17 protein-coding genes are annotated in these 24630 nt (G+C 74.6%); 5 read left to right on the forward strand and 12 right to left on the reverse strand.

Going from position 1 to position 24630, the window contains the following annotated elements:
• Positions 1-240: 240 nt before the first annotated feature.
• On the forward strand, positions 241-2181 hold the full coding sequence (locus tag DVH02_RS09120) for an N-acetylmuramoyl-L-alanine amidase (protein ID WP_114623260.1): 1941 nt from the start codon (positions 241-243) through the stop codon (positions 2179-2181).
• Between the two features lie 88 nt (positions 2182-2269).
• Here the strand turns inward: DVH02_RS09120 and DVH02_RS09125 are convergent, their stop codons facing one another.
• The 4 genes from DVH02_RS09125 to DVH02_RS09140 form a co-directional block, all read right to left on the reverse strand.
• Complete coding sequence (locus tag DVH02_RS09125) at positions 2270-3379, reverse strand: baeRF3 domain-containing protein (RefSeq protein WP_114623261.1); 1110 nt, start codon at positions 3377-3379, stop codon at positions 2270-2272.
• Between the two features lie 125 nt (positions 3380-3504).
• Positions 3505-5793, reverse strand: coding sequence for a glycoside hydrolase family 95 protein (locus DVH02_RS09130; RefSeq protein ID WP_114623245.1), 2289 nt, complete (start codon positions 5791-5793; stop codon positions 3505-3507).
• 315 nt (positions 5794-6108) lie between these two features.
• Positions 6109-6609 (reverse strand): hypothetical protein, encoded by a 501-nt coding sequence (locus DVH02_RS09135; protein WP_114623246.1) that lies wholly within the window; start codon positions 6607-6609, stop codon positions 6109-6111.
• Between the two features lie 84 nt (positions 6610-6693).
• Positions 6694-6936: a DUF397 domain-containing protein gene (locus tag DVH02_RS09140; protein WP_114623247.1), complete on the reverse strand. Its 243-nt coding sequence runs from the start codon at positions 6934-6936 to the stop codon at positions 6694-6696.
• Positions 6937-7184: 248 nt separating this feature from the next.
• On the opposite strand from DVH02_RS09140, the gene paaK reads away from it, so the two are divergent.
• Positions 7185-8507: a phenylacetate--CoA ligase PaaK gene (gene paaK / locus DVH02_RS09145; protein WP_114623248.1), complete on the forward strand. Its 1323-nt coding sequence runs from the start codon at positions 7185-7187 to the stop codon at positions 8505-8507.
• Here paaK and DVH02_RS09150 read toward each other — a convergent pair.
• Positions 8497-9603, reverse strand: coding sequence for a calcium:proton antiporter (locus tag DVH02_RS09150; protein WP_114623262.1), 1107 nt, complete (start codon positions 9601-9603; stop codon positions 8497-8499). The two genes, paaK and DVH02_RS09150, sit on opposite strands and share 11 nt — an antisense overlap.
• Before the next feature lie 176 nt (positions 9604-9779).
• Here DVH02_RS09150 and DVH02_RS09155 point away from each other — a divergent pair, with 176 nt between their 5' ends.
• On the forward strand, positions 9780-11465 hold the full coding sequence (locus DVH02_RS09155) for a serine hydrolase (RefSeq protein ID WP_114623249.1): 1686 nt from the start codon (positions 9780-9782) through the stop codon (positions 11463-11465).
• A gap of 39 nt (positions 11466-11504) precedes the next feature.
• Here the strand turns inward: DVH02_RS09155 and DVH02_RS09160 are convergent, their stop codons facing one another.
• Positions 11505-13061 (reverse strand): phytoene desaturase family protein, encoded by a 1557-nt coding sequence (locus DVH02_RS09160; protein ID WP_114623250.1) that lies wholly within the window; start codon positions 13059-13061, stop codon positions 11505-11507.
• 113 nt (positions 13062-13174) lie between these two features.
• Positions 13175-15523 carry a serine/threonine-protein kinase gene (locus DVH02_RS09165; RefSeq protein WP_114623251.1) on the reverse strand — a complete coding sequence of 783 codons (2349 nt, stop codon included), beginning with the start codon at positions 15521-15523 and terminating at the stop codon, positions 13175-13177.
• Positions 15524-15744: 221 nt separating this feature from the next.
• On the opposite strand from DVH02_RS09165, the gene DVH02_RS09170 reads away from it, so the two are divergent.
• Entirely contained in the window at positions 15745-16935 is a 1191-nt protein-coding gene (locus DVH02_RS09170; protein WP_233518111.1) for a pectinesterase family protein, read from the forward strand.
• Positions 16936-17057: 122 nt separating this feature from the next.
• Positions 17058-18623 carry an ATP-dependent DNA ligase gene (locus DVH02_RS09175; RefSeq protein ID WP_114623252.1) on the forward strand — a complete coding sequence of 522 codons (1566 nt, stop codon included), beginning with the start codon at positions 17058-17060 and terminating at the stop codon, positions 18621-18623.
• An 82-nt stretch (positions 18624-18705) separates the two neighbouring features.
• On the opposite strand, the gene DVH02_RS09180 is transcribed toward DVH02_RS09175, so the two are convergent.
• The 5 genes from DVH02_RS09180 to DVH02_RS09200 all read right to left on the reverse strand — a co-directional run.
• Positions 18706-19746 (reverse strand): phosphatidylinositol-specific phospholipase C domain-containing protein, encoded by a 1041-nt coding sequence (locus DVH02_RS09180; RefSeq protein WP_114623253.1) that lies wholly within the window; start codon positions 19744-19746, stop codon positions 18706-18708.
• A gap of 304 nt (positions 19747-20050) precedes the next feature.
• Positions 20051-20251 (reverse strand): hypothetical protein, encoded by a 201-nt coding sequence (locus tag DVH02_RS09185; RefSeq protein WP_114623254.1) that lies wholly within the window; start codon positions 20249-20251, stop codon positions 20051-20053.
• A 72-nt stretch (positions 20252-20323) separates the two neighbouring features.
• A complete protein-coding gene (locus DVH02_RS09190) occupies positions 20324-22270 on the reverse strand; it encodes a potassium channel family protein (RefSeq protein WP_114623255.1) in 1947 nt (648 codons plus the stop codon).
• 92 nt (positions 22271-22362) lie between these two features.
• The gene (locus DVH02_RS09195) at positions 22363-24369 is read right to left on the reverse strand and encodes an ABC transporter permease (protein ID WP_114623256.1); all 2007 of its coding nucleotides are present in this window, start codon (positions 24367-24369) and stop codon (positions 22363-22365) included.
• 113 nt (positions 24370-24482) lie between these two features.
• A partial coding sequence (locus DVH02_RS09200) for a substrate-binding domain-containing protein (protein ID WP_114623257.1) occupies positions 24483-24630 on the reverse strand: 148 nt, incomplete at its 5' end.

Consider the following 24630-nt stretch of genomic DNA (forward strand, 5'->3'; position numbering starts at 1 on the left):
TCATTGGTTCACTCCACTGACGCGCCGCAGGCCCGGGAGCCACCGCCGCGAAACTCCGTCGCACCCGCGCTGACGTGCGAAATCCCTTCGGTGGCGCCTGATTGACGGATCGTCCGGCAGCCGGTACCTCTGTAGGCGAGTCGGCCCGGCAGGTATGTCACGCACCACCCGTCACTGGAGGCTGCATTGCGCGACACCGTCCCCCCACGTCCCAGAGCGGTGTTCGCGCGCGGTCGCGCGCTGACGGCCGGGAGCGTCGTCGCGTGTGCCGCGTTGTTGCTGCCGCTGGTCTCGGCCGCTCCCTCCGCCACCGCCGAGCAGCCGGGCTCCGGCTCCCTGCAGGGCGCGTTCGCGGCGGCGGCGGCACGCTACCGGGTGCCGGAGAGCGTGCTGCTGGGGGTGGCGTACCTCCAGTCGCGCTGGGACACGCACAGCGGCGCGCCGAGCGTCACCGGCGGCTACGGGCCGATGCATCTGACGGACGCCAGGACGGCGCTGGCCGAGGCGCCGCACCACTCGGATCCCTCGGAGGACGCGCGCGGCGACGCGTCGCGGCCGGTGAGGACCGGCGCCGGGGCGGCGCTTCCCGCGCCGTCCGCGCTGCCCGCCCGGCTGCGTACCCTGGACCGCGCCGCGGAGCTGACCGGGCTGTCCGCCCAGGAACTGCGGCGCGGCGCGGCAGCCAATGTCCGGGGCGGGGCCGCGCTGCTGGCCTCGGCCCAGCGGGAGCTGGGCGAGCCGCTGAGCGCCGATCCGGCCGACTGGTTCGGGGCGGTGGCCCGGTTCTCCGGCGCGGACGACTCGGCGACGGCGTCGGCCTATGCCCAGGACGTGTACGAGGTGATCCGTACCGGCGAGCGGCGCACCACGGACAGCGGCCAGCGCGTGACGCTGCGCGCGGTCCCGGGAGCGCGGCCCGACACCTCCCGGCTGGGGCGGCTCGGGCTGCGCGCGGGGAACGCGGCGGGCACGGAGTGTCCGAAGACGGTCTCGTGCACCTGGATCCCCGCGCCGTACGAGGAGTTCGGCGAGGGCGACTACGGCAACCACGATCTGGCCGACCGGCCGGCGTCGCAGTCGGTCGACTACATCGTCGTCCATGACACCGAGGGGTCCTGGGACACCACGCTCAAGCTGGTCCAGGACCCGCGGTACGTGTCGTGGCACTACACGCTGCGCTCGTCGGACGGGTTCATCGCCCAGCACGTCCGTACGAAGGACGTCGGCTGGCACGCGGGCAACTGGTACGTCAACGCCAAGTCGGTCGGTCTGGAGCACGAGGGCTTCCTGGCGGCGCCCGACGCCTGGTACACGGAGGCGATGTACCGCACGTCGGCGCGGCTGGTGGCGTATCTGGCGAAGAAGTACTCCGTGCCGCTGGACCGCCGGCACATCCTGGGGCACGACACGGTGCCGGGCACGACCACGGCGACGATTCCGGGCATGCACACCGATCCGGGTCCCTACTGGGACTGGGCGCACTACTTCGAGCTGCTCGGCAAGCCGTTCCGGACGACGGCGGGGGCGCGCGCGGGCGTGGTGACGATCCGTCCCGACTACGTGGCCAACCAGCCGTCGTACACGGGGTGCGAGAAGCCGGACCAGGCGTGTGCCCCGCACGGCTCGGCGGCCGTACGGCTGTACACCGCGCCGGACGAGAACGCGCCGCTGGTGAAGGACGTCGGGCTGCGTCCCGGCGGTGCGGACTCCACGATCGACGTCAATGACGTGGGGGCCCGTGCCACGACCGGCCAGCAGTACGCGGTGGCGGGCCGCTCCGGCGACTGGACGTCGATCTGGTATCTCGGCCAGAAGGCGTGGTTCCGTGATCCGCGCAGTGCTCCGACCGCCGTGGGCGCCGCGGCCGAGGTGCTGACGCCGAGGAAGGGGCTCGCGGAGATCCCGGTGTACGGGCGGGCCTATCCGGAGGCGGCGGCGTATCCGGCGGGCGTGCCGGTGCAGGCGGTCTCGGCGTTCCCGTACAAGCTGCTCGCGGGGCAGCGCTACGTGGTGGGCGGCGAGGTTCCGGGCGAGTACTACTACGCGCCCTCCTTCGACACCTCGGGCCACCGGGTGGTGCGGGGCGAGGAGCGCTACTGCGAGATCCAGTTCGGACATCGGGTCGCCTATGTGAGGGCGTCCGATGTCGAGGTACGTCCGGCGGGCCGCCCGCGCGGCTGACCGGACCGTCGAGGGGGATGTCGGGCGTCGCCGGCCGCGGGGGTGCCGGTGACGCCCGGCACCTGCGTCTCTCCGGGGTGCGCCGCCGTCAGTAGCGCAGGACGGCGGCGATGCGGTCGTGGCCCGCGAGGGTGTCGTCCGGCAGGAAGACCACCTCGGCGCCGCCGTCGAGGCCCGCTTCGACCAGTTCGTCGACGATGTCGTCGCGCACGTCGGGAGAGGCGGCGCTCTGCCCGTCCACCGGCACGAGATGGCCGTCGCAGACCCGGACCGTACGGCGGTAGTGCTCTTCGAGCGCCACCAGCCGGGCCCGCTTCTCGCGCACCGACTCCCAGACCTCGTCGAGGCCCGCGGCGAAGGTCCGCCGCCCCTTGGCCTCGTCCAGCCGGGTCAGCACCTCGGCCAGCTCGCGGCGGGCGTGTTCCGCGACGAGCGGTCCGATCTCCCGGAGCAGGACCGGGGCGGGCCCGTCGGTCAGGCCGCCCTTGACCAGCCGCCCGGCGGCCCGGTGGGTGGCGTGGCCCGCCTCCCGCAGCAGGGCGAGCGCCGGGGCGAGGCCGACCAGGTGCAGCGGCCGGGGGCGGCGGGCCAGCACCGCGCCCGCCGCCTCGTCCACGGAGCGCAGGAAGCGGCGGGTCTCCTCGTCGCGGAAGGTGCTCGGGGTGTCGCCGACGCGTTCCTCGCGTTCGACGTCCCAGCTCTCCTCGGGCGGCGTCATGGGGAATCCGTCGCCGTGATGCTCGTACAGGGACTCGCCGGAGCCGCTCCAGAGCGTCGCGCGGTCGGCGGCGACCCCGAGGACCCAGTAGGGGCGGGACTGCGCGGTCGCGGCCACCAGGTTGCGGGTGAGGTAGGTGTCGGCGAGGACGACGCGCTCGGGGACCTCGCGCGGCAGGTACCAGATCCGGTGCTCCCCGGCGTCGGCGGCGAGCAGCAGCCCGTCCAGCGCGTGGCGCAGGTCGACCTCGGCGACGGCGTCATCGAGCTGCTGTCTGACCGCCGTTCTGGTGTGCCGGTCCAGGCCGGGGTCGGCGTCCAGCCGGTGCCCGGCCTCGGTGAGGAGGTTGCGCAGCCGTACGGTGTCCTGCTCCTTGTGGCGCTCCCGCCGGTGGGTGGGCATGGTCAGGGTGACGGCGGGATAGGGGCGCGGTGTTCGCAGTTCTCGCAGGACGTCGGGCGTCAGAGCGTTGCTGTCCATGCTGGCCTTTCGCGCCAAGGAGGTCCGGCAGCGGGTGAGCGGGCCCCGCTCGTCCATCCATGGTGCGTGATGCGGCGCGCTTCCGCAGAGCGGTGCCCGGGAGGGCCGCCCGGCGGGGGCCGCGGTCAGGGGCTGCCGGGGAAGGTGTACGTGTCGCCCGCGCTCACGCGCAGGGTCCGTTCGCCGTCCGGGAACAGCGTGCAGCGCAGCGTCAGCTCGCCGGTGACCGCCGCGTGCAGCGCGAGCCGGGTGGCCCTGCCGTCCCGCCAGGTGATGTCGAGGGTGGCGCCGCCGCGCGCCCGCAGGCCGGTGACCCGGCCGTGTGGCCAGCGGGCGGGCAGTGCGGGCAGGATCTCGATCGGCCCGTGCTGGCTCTGTACGAGCATCTCGGCGATCCCGGCGGTGGCGCCGTGGTTCCCGTCGAGCTGGAAGGGCGGGTGGGTGTCCCAGAGGTTGGGCAGCGTGGAGTGGGTGAGCAGCTCGGCGAGCATGGTGTGGGCGCGGTCGCCTGCGCGCAGCCGCGCCCAGAAGTTGATCTTCCATGCCTTGCTCCAGCCGGTGCCTCCGTCGCCGCGCGCGGTCAGTGCCACCTGGGCGGCCTCCGCCAGGGCGGTGCCCGCCTCGACGCGGCGGCCGGGGTGGAGGGCGAAGAGGTGCGAGAGGTGGCGGTGGTCGTCGTGCTGGCTGTCGGTGTCGGTCTTCCACTCCTGGAGCTGGCCCCAGGAGCCGACGCGCAGCCCCGGGTCGAGCTGTTCGAGCGCCGCGCCCAGCCGGGTGCGGAAGTCCGGGTCGTCCCCGAGGACCGTGGCGGCCTCCAGGGCGTTGGTAAGCAGGTCGTGCACGATCTGCTGGGACATCGAGGCACCGGCCGTGAAGTCGCCGTGTTCCGGTGAGTAGCTGGGGGTGACGACGAGTCGTCCGTCGCGCGGGTCGGTGCGCAGGTTGGCGAGCCAGAACTCGGCGGCCTCCCGCATCACCGGGTAGGCGGTGTCCCGCAGATAGCCGGTGGAGCCGCTGAAGCGGTAGTGGTCGTAGAGCTGCTGGGTGAGCCAGGCGGCGGCCTCCGGGAACCAGAAGGCGGTCGCCCAGTCGTGCACGCCGGTGAATCCGTACGGGGTGGTCTCGTTGTGCACGACCCAGCCCGGGGTGCCGAAGAGGGCGCGGGCGCTGCGGCGGCCGGGGGCGCGCAGCGACTCGACGAAGCGGTCGTAGGGGGCGGTGGTCTCGGCGAGGTTGGTGGTCTCGGCGGGCCAGTAGGTCATCTGGAGGTTGATGTTGGTGTGGTAATCCGCCGACCAGGGCGGGGCGGTGACGTTGTTCCAGACGCCCTGGAGGTTGGCCGGGAGCGAACCGGGGCGGGAGGAGGCGATGAGCAGGTAGCGGCCGTACTGGAAGAACAGCGCTTCGAGCGCCCGGTCCGCGGCGCCCGGCCCGCCGGTGTAGCCGCTCAGCAGCCGGTCGGTGGGCAGGTCGGCCCCGGTCTGGTCCTGGCCGAGGTCGAGGCGGACCCGGTCGAAGAGGGCGCGGTGGTCGCGTACATGGTCGGCGCGCAGCGCCTCGTACGGGCGGGCGAGCGCCGCGTCGACGGCCTCGGTGACGGCGCGGTGCGGGTCCTCGCCCCGGTAGTGGGGGTGGGTGTCGGCGTAGTCGGTACCGGCGGCGAGGACGAAGCGGGCGCTGTGCGCGCCGCTGACGGTGAGGGTGCCGTCGGGGCCGGCGGTGACCGTGCCCCCGTCGGCCGCCACCCGGATCTGGGCCTCGAAGCGCAGCCCGTTGTCCTGGAGCGCGCCCCTGACGGTGAGCCGGTCGCCCGCGGTCGTGGCGGTGAAGTCGGCGCGCGGGGAGACGTAGCGCAGGGTGAGGGCGGTCCGTCCCGGCCGGTCGGCGGCGAACCGGCCGCTGATGACCGAGGCGGGGTGGGAGGCGAAGAACTCCCTGGTGTACGTGGTGCCCCGGTGGGCGTAGGTGACGGCGGCGAGCGCGGACGCGAGGTCCAGGGAGCGCCGGTAGGAGGCGTCGGGGGCGGTCGGCGCGCCGGGGACGTCGAGTTCGAGATCGCCGAGTACCTGATAGGCGCCGTAGCCGCGCCTCGGGCGGCCGAGTTCGGCGGCGACCGTGTCCGGGTCGAGCGCTCCTTCGGCGTCGATACGCCGCTGGACGGCGGCGAGGGCGGCGGGGCCGGGACCGGATTCGGGGCTTCCGGGGCCGGACGCGAGGCCGTCGGGGCCGGGTCCGGGACCGTCGCCGTGGTCGTATCCGCCGGTGGCCCCGGGCCCGCCGGTCCACAGCGACTTCTCGTTGAGGGTGAGCCGCTCCGTGGTGAGGGTGCCGAAGACACCGGCGCCGAGCGCTCCGCTGCCGATGGGCAGTGATTCGCGCTCCCAGTCGGTGGCGGGCGTGCGGTACCGGAGCACAGGGGCGACGGATGCGACGGATGCGACGGATCCAGCAAATTCATCGGATGAATCACGGACGGGGTCGGCTCCGGGGTCTGCTCCGAGGTCTCCTCGAACTGCCGTGACCGGCCTGCTGCTTGCGCTGTTCGTGGCGGTGGGGCTGGCGCTGTGACTCGTCCCGGACGTCATGACCAGTACGGTAAAAGTCCGATGACTGATGCGGCAAGGGATCAGCGGGACGACATGGCGTCTCCGCGTGGCAGGCCGGAGGGCACCACGCGAAGACGGCGGGGAGACGGCGGGAGCGGGCGGACCGGGCCGGGGGAGCCGGGCTCAGCCCTGCTGGAACAGCTCCGCCGGCAGCGGCTTGAGCAGGGCGTACAGATCGTCGGTGATCGGCCGGTCCCAGCTGGCGATGGTGACCAGCACCTTGTCGCTGCGGTCGAACTGCACGCAGGAGATGCGGCTTTCCGAGAGCTTGAGGCGGCGCACGATCAGCAGGTTGTCCCCCTGCATCACCGGCATGTCCTCGGCGTCGACGACCTCGACCGGCTCCTCGTTCTCCAGGGCGAGCAGCAGTTGGGCCACCTCGAACGGGATCTGCCCCTCCGCCAGCTCGCGGGCCGGGGAGCCCTCCGGGAGGTTGCCGATGATCATCGAGGGGCCGCGGCCGCCGAACAGGTCGTACCGGAGGAAGACACCCTGGCAGCTGCCGTCGGGCGCGGGCAGCAGCCCGGCGCCCAGATTGCCGGGCCAGTCACCCGGGTCCATGGCCAGGACATCGAAGTCCGGGCCCGCGGGTGTGGCGGCGCTGCGGCGGCGGAGAAAGGACATCCCACCATGGTACGGGTTCACGCCACTTCCTCGGAGCCGGGTGGACCGGCCCCGAAGGCCAGGGGCCGGTCCGTGGCGGCCGGTTCAGGTCAGGTCGAACTCGCCGTCACGCGCGTTGATCACGAAGGCCCGCCACTCGGCGGGGGTGAAGATCAACGACGGCTTCTCCGGGCGACCGCTGTTGCGCATGGCGATGAAGCCCTCGACGAAGGCGATCTGGACGTCACCCGCGCCTCGGCTGCCCGAGCGCCACTGCGCTTCGCTCAGGTCCGGTTCCGGCTTGTCCCAGCCCGATTGCGGCTTCTGGGTGGTGATGCTTTCGGCCACGTCCCGCTCCTCCCGCTGTGTCGTCCCGGGGTCAGCCTATCGACCGCCGCCGGTCCGGGACAGGCCACGTCCGCGGGTCGCGGGCGGGCGGCCTGGCGCCGTCAGGAACCCCTCGGCGCGGCGGGTGCCGCACCCCTTGACGCCCGGCGGCGCTCCTGGATTACTGATCCCGGGGCGATCAACCGAATGATCGGTCGATCGCTCCGCCGTGGGTGACCGCAGGGCCCGAGGGACCGGGAGGGAGCACCATGACACCTCTGCTGGACGCGGCGGAACGTCTCGGCGCCGAGGAGCTGGCCGCACTGCAACTGGAGCGGCTGCGCCGCACCCTGCGCCACGCCTACGACCGGGTCGGCTTCTACCGGGACGCCTTCGACCGGGCGGGGCTGCGCCCCGAGGACTGCCGCTCGCTCGCCGATCTGGCGCGGTTCCCGTTCACCGGCAAGGAGGACCTGCGGGACAACTACCCGTTCGGCATGTTCGCCGTGGACCGCCGCGAGGTCCGCCGTATCCACGCCTCCAGCGGCACCACGGGACGGCCGACCGTCGTCGGTTACACGCAGCGGGACCTGGACACCTGGGCCGAGGTGGTGGCGCGCTCGATCCGGGCGGCCGGCGGACGCGCCGGGGACCGGGTCCATGTGGCCTACGGCTACGGGCTGTTCACCGGCGGCCTCGGCGCCCACTACGGGGCCGAGCGGCTGGGCTGTACGGTGATCCCCGCCTCCGGGGGCATGACCGCCCGGCAGGTCGGGCTGATCCAGGACTTCCGTCCCGAGATCATCATGGTGACCCCCTCCTACATGCTGACGCTGCTCGACGAGTTCGAGCGCCAGGGCGTCGACCCCCGGACCACCTCGCTGCGCGTGGGGATCTTCGGGGCCGAGCCGTGGACCGAGGAGATGCGGCGGGAGATCGAGGAGCGGTTCGCGATCGACGCGGTCGACATCTACGGGCTGTCGGAGGTGATGGGGCCCGGAGTCTCCCAGGAGTGCGTCGAGACCAAGGACGGCCCGCACATCTGGGAGGACCACTTCTACCCGGAGGTGGTCGATCCGGTCACCGGCGAGGTGCTGCCGGACGGCGAGGAGGGCGAGTTGGTCTTCACGTCGCTCACCAAGGAGGCCATGCCGGTGATCCGTTACCGGACCCGGGATCTCACCCGGCTGCTGCCCGGCACCGCCCGGCCCTTCCGGCGGATGGCCCGGATCACCGGCAGGACCGACGACCTGATGATCGTGCGCGGGGTGAACCTCTTCCCCACGCAGATCGAGGAGATCGTGCTGCGCACGCCGGGGGTGGCCCCGCACTTCCAGCTCCGGCTGGAGCGCGCGGGGCGGCTGGACGCGCTGACCGTACGGGTGGAGGCGCGGGCCGGCGCGAGCGGGGAGGAGCGCGCGGCGGCGGGCCGGGCGATCGGCGCGGCGGTGAAGGACGGGGTGGGGGTCTCGGTGGCGGTCGAGGTGGTCGATCCGCTGACGCTGGAGCGGTCGGCGGGCAAGAGCAGGCGCGTCGTGGACCTCAGGACGGACGGCGCGGCGGGACGGGGCGGTCCCGCGGTCACGGGCTGATGGCGAGGAAGACGAACGCGGCGAAGATCCCGAGATGGACCCCGCCCTGGAGCAGCGTGGCGCGGCCCGGCGCGACGGTCAGCGCGCCGACGACCACGGTCAGCGCGAGGAGCACCATGTGGGTGGCGTCGAGACCGAGTACCAGGGGGCCCTCCAGCCAGATGGTGGCGAGCGCGATCGCCGGGATGGTCAGTCCGATGCTGGCCATGGCGGAGCCGAGCGCCAGGTTGAGGCTGGTCTGCACCCGCTCGCGGCGGGCGGAGCGCACGGCGGCGATGGTCTCGGGCAGCAGCACCAGCAGCGCGATGACGACGCCGACGACGGCTTGGGGCAGCCCGGCGGAGTCCACGGCCGATTCGATGGTGGGAGAGACCGCCTTCGCGTCCCCGACGACCGCGATCAGCGCCACCAGGAGCATCACCAGACTGAGCAGCGTGGCCCGGCGGCTGGGCGGCGGGGCGTGCGAATCCTCCTCGCGCAGATCGCCCTCCTGGGTGACGGGCAGGAAGTAGTCCCGGTGCCGTACGGTCTGCACGGCGACGAACAGCCCCCACAGGCCGAGCGAGGCGACTGCGGCGAAGCCGAGTTGTGCCGGGGAGAACTGGGGGCCCGGCTTGCTGGTGGTGAAGGTGGGCAGCACCAGGGTGAGGGTGGCCAGGGTCGCGACGGTGGCGAGCGCGGTGCCGGTGCCCTCGGGGTTGAACACGGCGACCCTGCTGCGGACCGCGCCGACCAGCAGACAGAGCCCCAGGATGCCGTTGCAGGTGATCATGACGGCGGCGAACACGGTGTCACGGGCGAGCGCGGCGGTCTTGTCGCCCCCGTCGATCATGAGGGTGACGATGAGCGCCACCTCGATGACCGTGACGGCGACGGCGAGCACCAGCGAGCCGAACGGCTCCCCCACCCGGTGCGCGACCACTTCGGCGTGGTGCACCGCCGCGAGCACCGCGCCCGCGAGGCAGAGCGCGACCAGACCGACCGCGAAGCCCGGCAGGCTGCGCCCCCAGCTGAGCACGAGGGCCACCACCGCGAGCAGTGGCACCACCACGGTCCACTGCGAGGTCAGTGACCTGATGCCGATGCGCGTAGCCATGCTCACACGCTGCCAGAGGTCGCCGGGGCGCGCGCGGCGGGCGGCGCCGGGCACCGGCACGGGGGGGGCGGCACCGGGGCGGCACGGGGGCGGCCCCTGATGCGCGCTCAGTTCCGGTGTGATATCCGCTGGACAGGAGGCGTGTTCGCCCGCGGTGCGCGGGGAGGGGATGGCTGATGACACGGGACGACGCGGGTGAGGCGGCGCCCACCTTGCGCTACGGCTCCGCCGGGAGCGCGGGGCTGATCGCCGGGCAGGTGGAGCGGCTGGCCGACGAGGCGGCGGCCTTCCTCGGGCCCTCCCCCGTCCATCCCTGGTACGCGGGCGCCGTACTGCTCGCCGGGCGGGGCGCGACGGTGGCGGCGCACCACGCGATGGGCAGCGCCGTGCGGTACGCGGGGTACGACGAGCGGACCGACCGGGCCGTGGAGCTGCCCGCGGAGCGGCGGCGGGCGATGACCGGGGACACGGTCTTCGACCTGGCCTCGCTCTCCAAGCTGTTCACCTCGGTGCTGGCGGTGCGGCGGATCGAGCGGGGCGAGCTGGAGCCGGCCGCGCGGGTCTCCTCGTATCTGCCGGAGTTCGGGGGCGCGGGCAAGCGGGAGATCACGGTGCGGCAGTTGCTGACGCACACCTCGGGGCTGCGCGCCTGGCTGCCCCTGTACACGGAGCCGACCCGGGAGGGGAAGCTGCGGATGCTGTGGCGGGAGTCCCCCGCGCATCCGCCGGGCACGGTCTGTGTCTACTCCGACCTCAATCTGATCACCGCGCAGCTGCTCCTGGAGCGGATCACCGGCCGCCCGCTGGACGTGCTGCTCCGCGACGAGATCACCGCGCCGCTCGGGATGCGCCGGACGCGGTACAACCCGCCGCCGTCCTGGCGGCCGTTCATCGCCGCCACCGAGGACGCGCGCCCGCCGTGGTCGGGGCTGGACCGGGGGCTCGTGCGGGGCGAGGTGCACGACGAGAACGCGTACGCGCTGGGCGGGGTGGCCGGGCACGCGGGCGTCTTCTCCACCGCCCGGGACCTGGCGGTCCTCGCCCGTACGCTGCTGAACGGCGGCGCGTACGGCGCGGCGCGGATCCTGCGTCCCGAGTCGGTGGAGCTGATGTTCACCGACTTCAACGGCGCGTTCCCCGGTGAACCGCACGGGCTGGGCTTCGAGCTGTGCAGGCGCTGGTACATGGGGGCGATGGCCACGCCGCGCACGGTGGGCCACACCGGTTTCACCGGGACGTCCCTGGTGCTCGATCCGACGAGCGACTCGTTCCTGATCCTGCTCGGCAACTCCGTCCACCCGGTGCGCGGCCACCGTTCGGGCAGCGCGCCGCGCGTGGCGTGCGCGGACCGGATGGCGCGCGCCGTGCCGGTCCTGCCGGTACGGGGCGCCACCGCCTGGTTCTCCGGGATGGCGCGCGGCGCCACGGCCACGCTGACGCTGCCCGCGGTGGCTCCGGGGCCGGGGCAGGGGCGGCTGAGCTGCGCGCTGTGGTGGGACACCGTGCCCGGCTCGGGCGAGCTGTTCCTGGAGGCGGCGCCGGAGGGGGGCGACGGCTGGCGGCCGGTGCCCTTCACGACCGTACGGCCGGGGCACGGTCCTTCGTACCGCCCCGCGGGTTCGGTCACGGGCTGGTCGGGCCGGGTGTGGCACCGGCTGACCGCCGCTCTGCCCGCCCTCGGGGACACGGCGCGGCTCCGGCTGCGCTGGCGGTATGTGACGAGCGGGCCGTACACGGGACGCGGCGCCTATGTGAACGGTCTGCGGATCGAGGGGGGCGACGGCCGTACGGTCTTCGACGAGGCGCGGCCGGGCGACGCGGCGCGGACGGCCGCGGACGGCTGGAGCGCCTCGCCCGACTGACGGCCCCGGCCCGGCCTCCGGTTCGGCCCCCGGATGTGCCTACGCGCCCAGCACCGCCATCGCCGCGTTGTGGCCCGGCACCCCGCTGACCCCGCCGCCGCGGACCGCGCCCGCGCCGCACAGGGTGACGTTCGCGTGCGCCGTCTCCACCCCCCACCGGCCGCCCGCGCCGCCCGCGCCGCCCTCTTCGGCGGGCGACGCGTAGGGGAAGGAGAGGTCCCGGTGGAAGATGTGGCCGCCGGGCAGCCCCAGTTCGCGTTCGAGGTCGAGCGGCGTCTTCGCCTCGACACAGGGCCGGCCCTCCGCGTCCTCGGCGAGGCAGTCGGCCAGGGGCTCGGCGAGCCGCGCGTCCAGTTCGGCGAGGGTCGCGGCGAGCAGGCTCGCCCGTACGGCGTCGTTGTCGTCCGCGAACAGCCGGGCGGGCGTGTGCAGTCCGAACAGGGTGAGCGTCTGGTAGCCGCGGGCGGCGAGTTCCGGGGAGAGGATCGAGGGGTCGGTCAGGGAGTGGCAGTAGATCTCGGAGGGCGGCGCGCTCGGCGGCCGGCCCCGGGACGCCTCCTGGTAGGCGGTGGCCAACTGGCCGTATCCCTCGGCGATGTGGAACGTACCGCCGAACGCCTCCCGGGGGTCGACCGTCCGGTCCCGCAGCGCGGGCAGTCGGCGCAGCACCATGTTGACCTTCAGCTGGGCGCCCTCGGCGGCGGGCGGCGGGTCCTCGCCGAGGAGTGCGGCCAGCGCCCGGGGCGAGGCGTTCACCAGGACCTGACGGGCCGCGACCGTGCCGGTCGACTCCCCCGTGCGGAAGGTGACTTCGGCGTCCGTCCCGTCGGTCCTGATGCCGGTGGCCTCGTGTCCGGTGACGATCTCCGCGCCCGCCGCCCCGGCCGTGTGCGCCAGGGCGTCGGTGAGGGCTCCCATGCCGCCCACCGGCACGTCCCAGTCGCCGGTGCCGCCGCCGATCACGTGGTAGAGGAAGCAGCGGTTCTGCGCGAGGGACGGGTCGTGGGCGTCGGCGAAGGTGCCGATCAGGGCGTCGGTCAGGACCACTCCGCGGACCAGGTCGTGGCGGAACCGCTCCTCGATGCCGACGCCGATCGGCTCCTCGAAGAGCGTGCGCCAGGCGGTGTCGTCGTCGACGAGGGTGCGCAGCGCCTCGCGGCCGGGCAGCGGCTCGGTGAGCGTGGGGAAGACCCGCTCGGCCACCCGCGCCGTCATCCCGTAGAACTCCCGCCAGGCCGCGTACTCGGTGTCGCCGCCGGTCAGCGCGGCGAAGGAGTCGCGCGTACGGCCCTGTCCCACCAGCAGCCCGCCGTCGCCGAGCGGGGTGTACGAGGAGACCGTCCTGCGGCGCGTGGTGAAGCGCAGCCCCAGCTCGCGCACGATCTTCCGGGGCAGCAGGGAGACCAGGTACGAGTAGCGGGACAGCCGCGCGTCCACCCCGGCGAAGGGGCGGCTGGAGACGGCGGCGCCGCCGGTGTTCCCGAGGCGCTCCAGCACCAGGACGGAGCGCCCGGCGCGGGCGAGGTAGCCGGCGGCGACCAGACCGTTGTGGCCGCCTCCCACGATGACGGCGTCGTACGAGGCGTGTGCGGGCATGGCTCTTGGTAGCACGCGGACGATCGCGGGACCAGCGGCGGGCCGCGGCGCGGGCGCGGAAGCGGCGCGGGGAGCGGTCCCGGCACGGGAAGCGGTCCCGGCGCCGTGCCTCGTCAGTGGCCCCGGCCTGGCCCCCGGCGCAACGCCGCCACCTGCCGGTAGAGCGCCGCCGCCTCGGCCGACCGGCCCAGCTGCTCCAGGCAGTGCGCCTCGTCGTCCCGGCTGGCCAGCGCCTCGGGATGGGTCGGGCCGAGGACGCGGGCGCGGGCGTCGGCGACCTCGCGGTAGACGGTCAGGGCCTCCGTCCAGCGGCCGAGCCAGCCCAGGCCGACGGCGATCTCGCGGCGGCTGACGAGCGTGTCGGGATGGCCGGGGCCGAGGACGCGTTCCCGGGCGGCGCACACCTCGCGGGCCTCGGTGAGCGCCTCCTCCCAACGGGCCAGCCGCCCCAGGTTGACGCCGAGTCCGTGCCGGGCCCGCAACGTCTCCGGGTGCAGCGGACCGTGGGCTCTGGCGCGGTCCTCGACCAGGCCGCGGTACAGCTCCAGCGCCTCCGCGCTGCGGTCGAGCCGGCCCAGGCTGATGCCGACCTCGTAGCGGGCGGCGAGGGTGTCGGGGTGGTCGGGGCCGAGCGCCTGGGCGCGGCCCGCCGCGACCTCCCGGTAGACCGAGAGCGCCTCCGGCCAGCGGCCCAGCTGTCCCAGCGCGTAGGCCACCTCGTACTGGCTGACGAGCGTGTCGGGGTGGTCGGGGCCGAGGACGCGGGCGCGCGCGACGGCGACCTCGTGCGCGAGGCGGTGGGCGTCCGCCAGCCTGCCCAGTCTGCTGAGGTTGTAGGCCAGGTTGTGGCGGCAGCGCAGGGTGTCGGGGTGGTCGGGGCCCATGGTGCGCTCGCGGGCGGCCAGCACGGCGGCGAAGACCTCGTGGGCCTCGAAGTGCCGGCCGAGCTGACCGAGCGCGTACGCCGTCTCCTGCCGGGCGGCCAGCGTGTCCGGATGGTCGGCGCCGAGGGTGCGCGCGCGTCCCTCGGCGACCGCGGAGAACTCGCGCAGGGCGTCGGCCGTCCGGCCGGTCCTGCTGAGCGTGAACCCGACCTCGTACCGGCTGCCGAGGGTGTCGGGGTGGTCGGGGCCGAGGGTGTGCGCGCGCTCGGCGGCGACCGCGCGGTGCACCTCGCCCGCCTCCTCCCAGCGGCCGAGCCTGCCGAGGCTGAGTCCCGCGTTGTGCCGGGTGGTGAGGGCGGCCAGGTGCTCGGGCTGCGGGGCCGGGCGCGCGGTGCCCGCGGGGGCGGCGATGGTGGCGCGCGGGTCGGCGGGGCGCGTCCACTCGCCGGTCAGGCCCGCCGTGTGATCGGGCGGCGTGGCCCGCAGCTCCGACAGGCCGACCGCCTTGTGGCCGGTGGTCATCGACCGGGTCCAGGCGGGCAGCGGCGGCGCCGCGGGCTCCGGGCCGCCGCCCGGGAGGTACGGCGCCGCTCCGGCGGTCAGGGCGGGCCGCTCGTGCGGGGCGGGCAGCGCCCGGCGGCCGGCCGGTCCCGCCACCCGCCGCGCCTCGGCCATCCGGCGACGCAGGTCGGCCGCGTCGGCGGGGCGCTCCTCGGGTGTCTTGGCGAGCAGGCCGAGGACGATCCGGTCGAAGGAGGCAGGCAGCCCGGCGCGGTGCTCGCTGGGCGGTTCGGGGTCCGTGTCACGGTGTCCGACCAGCACCGACCAGGTGTCGGGCAGGTCGAACGGCGGCCTTCCGGTGGCGATCTCGTACAGCACGCACCCCAGCGAGTAGAGGTCGCTGCGGTGGTCGATCTGGCCGCCGGAGATCTGTTCGGGCGACATGTAGTGCGGGGTGCCCATGGCGATGCCCGTGCCGGTGAGCCGGGCGGTGAATCCGATGTCGTGGCCGAGGCGCGCGATACCGAAGTCGCAGATCTTCACCGTGCCGTCGGTGAGCCGCATGATGTTGGCGGGCTTCAGGTCCCGGTGGACGATGCCCTGTTCGTGGGTGTAGGCGAGGGCGTCGGTGACCTGCTCGGCGATGTCGACGACCTCGGGGACGGACAGCGGGCGCTGTCTGCGCCCCTCCGCCGTGTCCGCCGTCCGGGGACCGGTGCCGTCCGGGTCGCGGTCGTCGGCGGTGTCCCTGGCCCGGTCCTCCAGCAGCTGGCTGAGGTTGCGGCCTTCGAGCAGCTCCATGACGAGGTAGAGAACCCCGTCGTACTCGCCGAAGTCGTGGACGACGGTGACGCCCCGGTGCTGGAGGGCGGCCGCGACCCGGGCCTCGCGCCGGAACCGCTCGCGCATGATGCGGGTGAAGGAGCGGTCCTGCTGCGGCGCCGGCGGCTTCAGGCACTTGACCGCGACCTGCCGGCCGAGCGATTCGTCGCGCGCCCGCCACACCTCGCCCATGCCGCCGCGCCCGATGAGATCGAGCAGCCGGTAGCGGCCCTGGATCAGCCTGCTGTCCGCCATCGCGTGCTGTCGCCCCCGTCACCTTCGCCGCGCCCTCCCCTGACCGTCCAGTATGGCCGCCCGCCGGGGAGGTGTGTACGGGGCGGGAGGAGTGTCGGGCGGAATGCGCACCGCCGAGGGCGTGGCGGCGACACCGGTTGATCGGACGGCAACCTTCTGTGCGACGGCGCCCACTGAGGGGTGAAGTTCCCCCCTTCCCCCACGACGAAGGACGTCGCCCGGTGTCCACACCACTCTTGTCGCCGCGGAACCCGCGGAACCCGCGGAACCCGCAGAATCCTCCGAGTCCGCCCGCCGCGCGCCACCGGTCGCGGCTCGCCCGCCGTACGGCGCTGCTCTCGGCGGTCGCCGTGGCGGCGGCCGGGCTGGGCGCGTTCCCGCCCGCGGCGCGGGCGAGCGCCGCGCCGGGGTCCCCGGCCGGGCGCCTGTCGGCCGCCCTGGCCACCACCCGCAGCGTCGCCACCACCCGCAGCGTCGCCGCCGACGGCTCCGCCCAGTACCGCACCGTACAGGCGGCGATCGACGCCTCCGCCGCCGGTGACACGGTCTCGATCGCCAAGGGCACCTACCGCGAGGTCATCAACGTCCCGGCGGGCAAGAGCGGGCTGACCGTCAAGGGCGACACCGGCAACGCCGAGGACATCGTGATCACCTACGACAACGCGGCGGGCACCAAGAAGCCCGACGGCACCACGTACGGCACCCGGGGCAGCGCCACCGCGACCTTCGCCGCCAACAACCTGACCGTCACCGGGGTCACCGTCCAGAACACCTGGCTGCGCTCGGAGCACCCCGAGATCACCGACACCCAGGCGGTGGCGGTCACCGCGCAGGGCGACCGCCAGATCTTCCGCAACGACCGCTTCATCGGCCACCAGGACACCGTTCTCAACTGGGCGCCGTCCGCGACCGGCCAGTACCGCCAGTACTTCCGCAACTCCTTCATCAGCGGTGACGTCGACTTCATCTTCGGCGACGCCACCGCCGTCTACGACCGGGTCAACATCACCCTGCGCGACCGGGGCGCGGCGGCGGGCGGCAACAACGGCTATCTCGCGGCGCCCGCCACCAACTCCGCCAAGAAGTACGGGATCCTCATCACCGGCTCGGCCGTCTCCAGCTCGGCGGCGGCCAACACCTTCTCCCTCGGGCGGCCCTGGCACCCCACCGCGGACGCCGTGGGTCAGCTGGTGATCCGAGACACCTCGCTGCCCGCGGCGGTGCGGGTCGCCGCTCCGTGGACCGACTTCGGCACCTTCCCGTGGAAGTCGGCGCGCTTCCACGAGTACGCGAACACCGGGCCGGGCGCGACGGTCAACGCCAACCGGCCGCAGCTGACGGCCGCCCAGGCGGGCGAGTACACCGCCGCCGCGTATCTGGCCGGTACGGACGGCTGGAACCCGGTGGGCTGACCCCGCGCACGGGGCCGTCGGCCCGGTCGGCCGCCGCCCCGCGCGGGCGCCCGGCGACGGTGGGCGCCCGCGCGGGAGGCGCCCGGCGCGCGGAGCGCGGTCCGGCGTTGGACCATGGAGGCATGCTGCTGGCACCGCTCGCCCATGTATCGGGGGAGGTCGCCGGGGTCCCGGCGCGCTCCCGCAAGATCTCCCTGCTGGCCGGGGTCTTCCGGACGGCGGGCCCCGAGGATGTCCCCGTGGTCATCCCGTATCTGGCCGGGCGGCTGCCCCAGGGCCGGATCGGGGTCGGCTGGAACGCGCTCAAGGACCCGCCCCCGCCGGCCGGCCGGGCGACGCTGACCGTGCACCGGGTGGACGCGGTCTTCACCGCGCTCGCGGCGGTCGCGGGACCGGGGGCCCAGGGCGAGCGCAGACGGCTGGTCCAGGAGCTGCTGGCGGCGGCGACCGAGGAGGAGCAACGGTTCCTCGTCGGGCTGATCTCGGGCGAGATCCGGCAGGGCGCGCTGGACGCGGTGGCCGTCGAGGCGCTCGCGGAGACCTCGGGGGCCAGGGCGGAGGCGGTACGGCGGGCGGTGATGCTGGCGGGGTCGCTGCCGCGGGTGGCGGAGCGGCTGCTGGCCGAGGGGCCGCGGGTGCTGGAGGAGTTCCTGCTGACCGTGGGCCGCCCCGTCCTGCCGATGCTCGCGCAGAGCGCCACCGGGGTCGCGGAGGCGCTCGGGCGGCTCGGGGAGTGCGCCGTCGAGGAGAAGCTCGACGGCATCCGGGTGCAGGTGCACCGGGAGGGTGCGGCGGTGCGGGTCTTCACCCGCACGCTCGACGACATCACCGAGCGGCTGCCGGAGGTGACGGCGGCGGCGCTGGCGCTGGACGGGGACGGTTTCGTGCTGGACGGAGAGGTCATCGCGCTGGACGCGCGGGGCCGGCCGCGCCCCTTCCAGGAGGTGGCGGGCCGGGTCGGCTCGCGCGGCGACGTGGAGTCGGCGGCGCGGGCGGTGCCGCTGTCGCCGGTCTTCTTCGACGTGCTCGCGGCCGACGGCGAGGATCTGCTCGACCTGCCGTGCGCGGAGCGGCACACGGCGCTGGCGGCGCTGGTGCCGGAGCCGATGCGGGTGCGGCGGACCGTGGTCCCGGGCGGGGACGTCCCGGCCGCCGAGGCGTTCTTGCGCGACACCCTGGAGCGGGGCCACGAGGGCGTGGTCGTCAAGTCGCTCGACGCCCCGTACAGCGCGGGCCGGCGCGGCGCCGCGTGGCTGAAGGTGAAGCCGGTGCACACCCTGGACCTGGTGGTGCTGGCGGCCGAGTGGGGGCACGGCCGGCGCACCGGCAGGCTCTCCAACCTGCATCTGGGCGCGCGGCGGGAGGACGGCTCGTTCGTGATGCTCGGCAAGACCTTCAAGGGGCTGACGGACGCGACGCTCGCCTGGCAGACGGAGCGGCTGCGGGAGCTGGCGGTGCGCGACGACGGGCACACGGTGACCGTACGGCCCGAGCTGGTGGTCGAGGTCGCCTACGACGGGCTGCAGCGCTCCTCCCGCTATCCGGCGGGGGTGACCCTGCGCTTCGCGCGGGTGCTGCGCTACCGGGTGGACAAGCGGGCGGCGGACGCGGACACGGTGGACACGGTGCTGGCGGCGCACGGCCGCGGCCCGGGAGGCGGTGGTACGGAAGGCGGTGGCGCGGGCTGAGCCGCGCGGCCCCCGGGGCGGCGGGGAGGGGACCGCCCCGGGAGATGGCGTCGCGGGGCGGTCCCGAGGTGTCGCCGGGGTGTTACTGGGCGGCGCGCGGGACGACCGTCGTGAGCACGGACGTCAGCGTGCGCCAGTCGGACGAGATCAGGCTGGCGTGCTTCCCGGCCAGCAGGTCCAGCCGGTCCCTGGCCTGCTGCTCGGTGGGGTTGACGGAGTCGATGGCGGGCGCGACGTTGTGCGCGTCGGTCATCAGCAGGTAGTAGTTGCGCTGGGCGTACCAGGCGGTGTCGAAGCCGGCCGCGGCGTAGGCGGAGGCGTCCCCGTCGAAGAAGACGAACCAGGGCCGGATGCCCGCGTCCGTGTACCGGGTGCGGGGATCACCGGCGGCGGCGTTGTGGACGGCGGGGAAGGCGGCGGCCTCGCCCAGCCGCCCGGCCGCCTTGAGGTCGCGCAAGTACATCGCGTACTCACGGTCGGTCCACAGGGTGTCGAACGGATTGGACTCCTCGACGGTGCCGGGGATGAGTTCGACGATGAACTTGCCCGCGAGCTGCGCGCGCGTGGGCCAGGCGCCCGCCTGGACCGCCGTGTCGAGGTCGCTGTGGCCGCCGACCAGGTCGGCGGGGCGGTAGAGCGCGTCACCGAGCTTGCTGCCGAGCAGCGCGTCGAGGGCGGCGGGGCCGCGTCCTGACGTACCGAGGAAGCCGTCCTTCATCTCCAGCTTGAGGACGACGGGCCGGTGGCCGGGGTTGGCGTCGTGCCAGGTTCTGATGTCGTTGAGGCAGCCCGCCAGGTCCCGGTTCTTGGCGTTGGTGCGCAGCTGGGCGGTGGTGGTGGCGTTCGCGCAGTTGTTGTCGTTGCCGATCGGGTTGGAGTGCGAGACGCGCCAGGACGCGCCGAAGGCATTGGTCCAGACGTCGATTTCGAGCATTCCCGCGCCGGAGTCCAGGGCGTCGGCGAAGTACGGGAAGGTGGCCTTCTCGTACGAGTTGTGGACGCCGACGGCGGTGCCGGCGGGGAACGGCAGCTGCTCGGGTCCGGCGGCGTTCGCCGGGGTGGCCGTGAGAGCGAGCGCCGTGACCGCGCCGGCCGTCAGCGCGGCGCGAAGAAGCTTTGCCATATCCCTTGTTCCTCCTGTTGCGCATGTGTGGGGCATGTCAACCGAGAGGCAGAGTAGGCCAGTTCGGTGACCGGCGGGAGGACATGGGCTTACGGATTCGATCAGCGGGGCGTGCCGACGGCGAGCGGACCGCGTGGAGGCGGACAACGGGCAGCGTGCCCCGCCGCTCGGCAGCGGCGGGGCACGCGGGGCGGTTCAGGGGTGCGGGACGGTACGGCGCGCGAGGTGGTTCAGGGCACGCGGGGCGGTACGGGGCGCGAGGGTGGCACGGGGCGCCGGGGTGGTACGCGGCGCGGGGGCGCGGTCAGGGCAGCTGTTCCTCGATGGCCGAGCGGCCCCGCTCGGCCAGTCTGCGCCGGGCCCACTCGATGGTCTCGGGGGTGAGATCCCGGCCGGAGGCCAGCACCAGATCCTCGGCCGTCACCTCTTCACAGGCTCCGGTGTGCAGCAGCCGGTCGGGGGTCACGCCCTCGTGGTCCGGCTGCGCAGCGGGCTCCGCGTTCATGCCGCCTCCTCGTTCGTCCGGTGGTCGCCATTCTCGTGCCCGCCCGCCCCGGCCGCATCCCAGGTGGCGGGGTCAGGGCGCGGCGGGACCCGGCGGCCGACGGGGCGTGGCGCCCGACTGCCGGCCGAGCAGTTCGGCCAGGCCCCGGCGGGTGGCCGCCACCACCACCCGGTCCCGCGCGTGCAGCACATAGCCGGGAGGCAGGTCCCAGACGAGGCCGGGCGGCCTCGGCCCCTCGCTGTCGGGCCGGGTGTCCGACAGGTCGGGCAGCCGGTCGCCGGGGGCGGCGGTGTCCAGGGCGATAATCCGCCAGGTGCCCGGCCGGAACACCTCGCCGACCGTACGGCCCTCCAGGCGCGGATGGCCCGCCACGTCGACGGCGGCGACCAGCAGCACCCGGCGCTCCACCGGGATGGCGCCGAGGATCTGGCGGCCCATCATGGCGATGGCGAAGGCCGGGGCGGCGAGGGTGGAGACGCTGCGGCTGCGGGTGAGCGCGCCGGGGTGGGCGGCGCGCAGGGTGCGGTAGACGGCGGTCGCGAAGTCGTCGTCGTACAGCCGCAGCGCCACCCGCAGCCCGGGGGCGACGGAGCGGGCGTACAGCGCGGCCTCCAGGTTGGTCGTGTCGGCGCTGGTGAGGGCGAGCAGGGCGTGCGCCCGCTGGATCTTGGCCGCCTCCAGCACCCCTTCCTGGGTGACATCGCCCAGGACGACCGGTACGCGCAGCCCGCGGGCGAGCGCGATGCCCCGCGCCTCGGGGTCGTCCTCGACGCACACCACGGGGATCTCCAGTTCGCGCAGCCGTACCAGCACCCTGGTGCCGATCTTGCCCAGGCCGAGCAGGACGACATGGCCGGAGAGGCCGCGCGGCGGCCGGCGCAGCGAGGAGGCCGTACGGAAGGTGCCCAGGGCCTCCAGGACGGCCGCCAGGACGACCGGGAGCAGCAGAAGTCCGGTGACCATGGCGAGGAGTTGCAGGATCTGCCGGTCGGCGGGTTCGCCGACGGCGGGGTCCCCGATGGCGAAGAGGTCGAGCAGCACGTGGTACGTCGCGGCCGGCGGGCGGTCGTCGGTGAGCAGCCAGGAGGTGACGGCGAGCGCCAGGACGGCGCCGAGGATGCCCGCGATGGACCAGCGCAGCCGCCGGGAGAACAGTGAGCCGAGCGGCACGCCCCGGCCGGCGAGCGAGCGCGGTGACAGATCGGGCCCCGCGTGCGACACCGCCTCCAGGACGACCGTGCCGCGCCCGGTGGCGGCGGCGGCGCTCGCGTCGTCGGGCAGCAGCGCCGGGCCCTCCTGCCCGCTGCTGTCCGAACCCTCCGCTCCGGCCGGGTCGTTGGTCGTCGAGGAGAGCAGGGCGAGGGTGCAGAGCCCGGGGTCGGCGACCTCGCCGGGGCCGGGCGGATTGCGTTCCACGGCGCGCAGCAGCAGACCGTCCGCCCGGACGACCTTGCTGGTGCCCGCGACGGCGGTGGCGGCCAGGGCGGGAGCGGCCGTGTCGGCGTCCGAGAGGACGGTGGTGGTGGCGTCGAGGGCCGCGGTGTCCAGTCCGGGTACGGCGACGGCCGCCGCCTGGTCGAGGAGGGCTTCCAGGTGCTGGCCGAGCTTGCGGTTGTAGAGCCTGATGACCAGGCGCAGTTGGGGGTTGAGCCGACGGGCCGCGAGCGCGGCCCTGATGTTGATCTCGTCGTCGTCGTGGACGAGGGCGAGCGCCGCCGCGTCCGCGACGCCCGCTTCGACGAGGACGTCCTCGTCGAGTTCGGCGGACTCCAGGAGGAGCGGTCCGGTCCGCTCCTCGGGGTTGCGCCCGTCCGCCTCGGGGAGCGTGGCCGCCGTACGGGCCATGGCCGCGGACATCCGTCCGAAGAAGGCCGTGGCCCGGCCCATACCGGCGACCGGGGTGGGCGGGAGCCGGGAGGCGCGTACGGGCGGGACGACCAGCGTGACCCGCTCGCCGTAGACGTCGCGCAGTTCGTCCGCGAGCCGGTGGGCGAGCGTGTCGTCGCCGCAGACGACCATGTGGCCCGCGAGAGGGCCGCGAGGTACCTGGTGAGGAAGTGTGGACACGTCAATATTGTCACCGATGGGGGCGTCGGGTCCCTGACCGGGCGTCAGAGGGTGACGAGGGTGACCTCGGTGGCCTTGACGCCGGTCCAGACGCGGACGCCGTCGGCGAGCCGGAGTTCGACCGCGGCCTCGGGGGTGATCTCGGCGACGAGGTCGGGTGCCTGGTCCGGGGCGATCAGGACGCGCAGCCTGCTGCCCAGGGCGGTGATCTCCCGTACCGTGCCCGGCCAGACGTTGCGCGGGCTGCCGCCGGGCCGCTCCCGGTGCACGGAGACGGCCTCAGGGGCGATGATCGCCAGCGCGGCCGTGCCCTCGGCCAGTGGCTCCGCGACGATCAGCCGGGCGCCTCCGGCGAGGGCGAGGCCGTCGGGCCCGAAGGTGCCGGGCCAGGCGTTGCGGCCCAGCATGCGGGCGACCCACGGGGAGCGCGGGTTGCGCGTGACGTCGGCGGGCGGGGCGTCCTGGAGGACCTGGCCCTCGTCGAGTACGAGCACCCGATCGGCCAGCGAGACGGCCTCGACGGGGTCGTGGGTGACGATCAGGCAGACGCCGCCGAAGCGGTCGAGGTGGCGGCGCAGGGTGTGCCGTACGTGGGCGCGGGTGGTCTGGTCGAGGGCGGCGAGGGGTTCGTCCAGGAGCAGCAGCCGGGGGCGGGTGGCGAGTGCGCGGGCCAGCGCGACGCGCTGCGCCTGGCCGCCCGATACCTGGTGGGGTCTGCGGTGGGCGAGATGGCCGACGCCGAGCCGGTCGAGCCACTCCTGCGCGGCGCGGCGGGCCTCGGCGCGCGGGACGCCGTGGGCGCGCAGGCCGTACGCCGTGTTGGCGAGGGCGGTGAGGTGGGGGAAGAGGGCCCCGTTCTGCGGGACCCAGGCGACGCGGCGGCGGTGCGGCGGCAGGGCGGTGACGTCGAGGTCGCCGAGGCGCAGCGCGGCGTGGGCGCGCGGGGTCAGGCCGAGGAGGGCGCGCAGCAGGGTCGTCTTGCCCGCGCCGTTGGGTCCGACGACGGCGATGGTGGTGCCGGGCGCCGCCTCCAGGGTGAGCCGGTTGAAGCCGGTGACGTCGGCGTGCAGCGGCCACCGCTCGGCGGGATCGGACGGCTCGGCGGGATCGGCGGACCCGGCGGGCTTGCGCGGGGGCCCGTCCCCCGGCGTCCCCCCGGTGCCCGCGTCCGCACCCGCGTCCGCACCCGCGTCCGCGTCCGCTTCGTCGTCCTCGGGTACGGGTCCCCGGTCCGCCCTGCGGTCGGCCGTACCGCCGGTCCAGCGGCCGCGCAGGCCGATCAGTACGGCCATGGCGATCGCGAGGAGCAGCAGCGAGACGGAGGTCGCGGCCTCCGGCGAGTCCTGGAGCAGCAGATAGACCTGGAGCGGCAGGGTCTGGGTGGTGCCGGGGAGGTTTCCGGCGAAGGTGATCGTGGCGCCGAACTCGCCCAGGGCGCGCGCCCAGGTCAGCGCGGCGCCCGCGGCGAGGCCGGGGGCGACCATGGGCAGGGTGACGGTGCGGAACACCCGGAACGGCGAGGCGCCAAGCGACGCGGCGGTCTCCTCGTAGGCGGGCCGCAGTCCGGCCAGGGCACCTTCGAGGCTGATGATCAGGAAAGGCATGGCGACGAAGGTCGCGGCGATCACGGCGCCCGAGGTGTGGAACGGCAGGGTGATCCCGAAGGTCTCCTCCAGCCAGGGTCCCAGCAGCCCCCGGCGGCCGAAGCCGAGCAGCAGCGCGACGCCGCCCACGGTGGGGGGCAGCACCATCGGCAGCAGGACGAGGGTGCGTACGAGCGCCTTGCCGGGGAACGGGACCCGGGCCAGCAGCCAGGCCAGCGGCACTCCGAGCACCAGGGAGAGCCCGAGCGCCCAGAACGAGACGAGCAGCGAGAGCCGCAGCGCCTGGAGGACCTCCGGGCTGGTCAGGTGGGTACCGAGGTCGCCCCAGGACGTGCGGGCGAGGATGCCGAGCAGGGGCAGCAGCAGGAACGCGACGGCGAGCAGGGCGGGCACCGCCAGGGCGACGGGGAGACCGGGCCTGCCGGTACGGGGGCGTAGGCGTCTCATCGGGGTTCCTGGGCTCGGGCGGCGCGGCGGGCGGGGCGGCGGGCACGGGGGCGGCGCGGGGCTGTCCGCCGGTCCGGCGGACAGCCCCTTCGTACGGAGGTCGCGGGCACGCCCTACGGCTGCTGGAAACCGGCCGCCCGGAGGATCTTCTGCGCCTCGGCGCCGCTGAGCCACTCGACGAACGCGGCGGCGGCCTCGCTGTGCTCGGACGTCTTGAGGGTGGCGGCCGGGTAGTCGGCGATGGCGTTCTGCGCGTCCGGG

The organism is Streptomyces corynorhini, from assembly GCF_003346515.1.
Taxonomy (GTDB): Bacteria; Actinomycetota; Actinomycetes; order Streptomycetales; family Streptomycetaceae; genus Streptomyces; species Streptomyces corynorhini.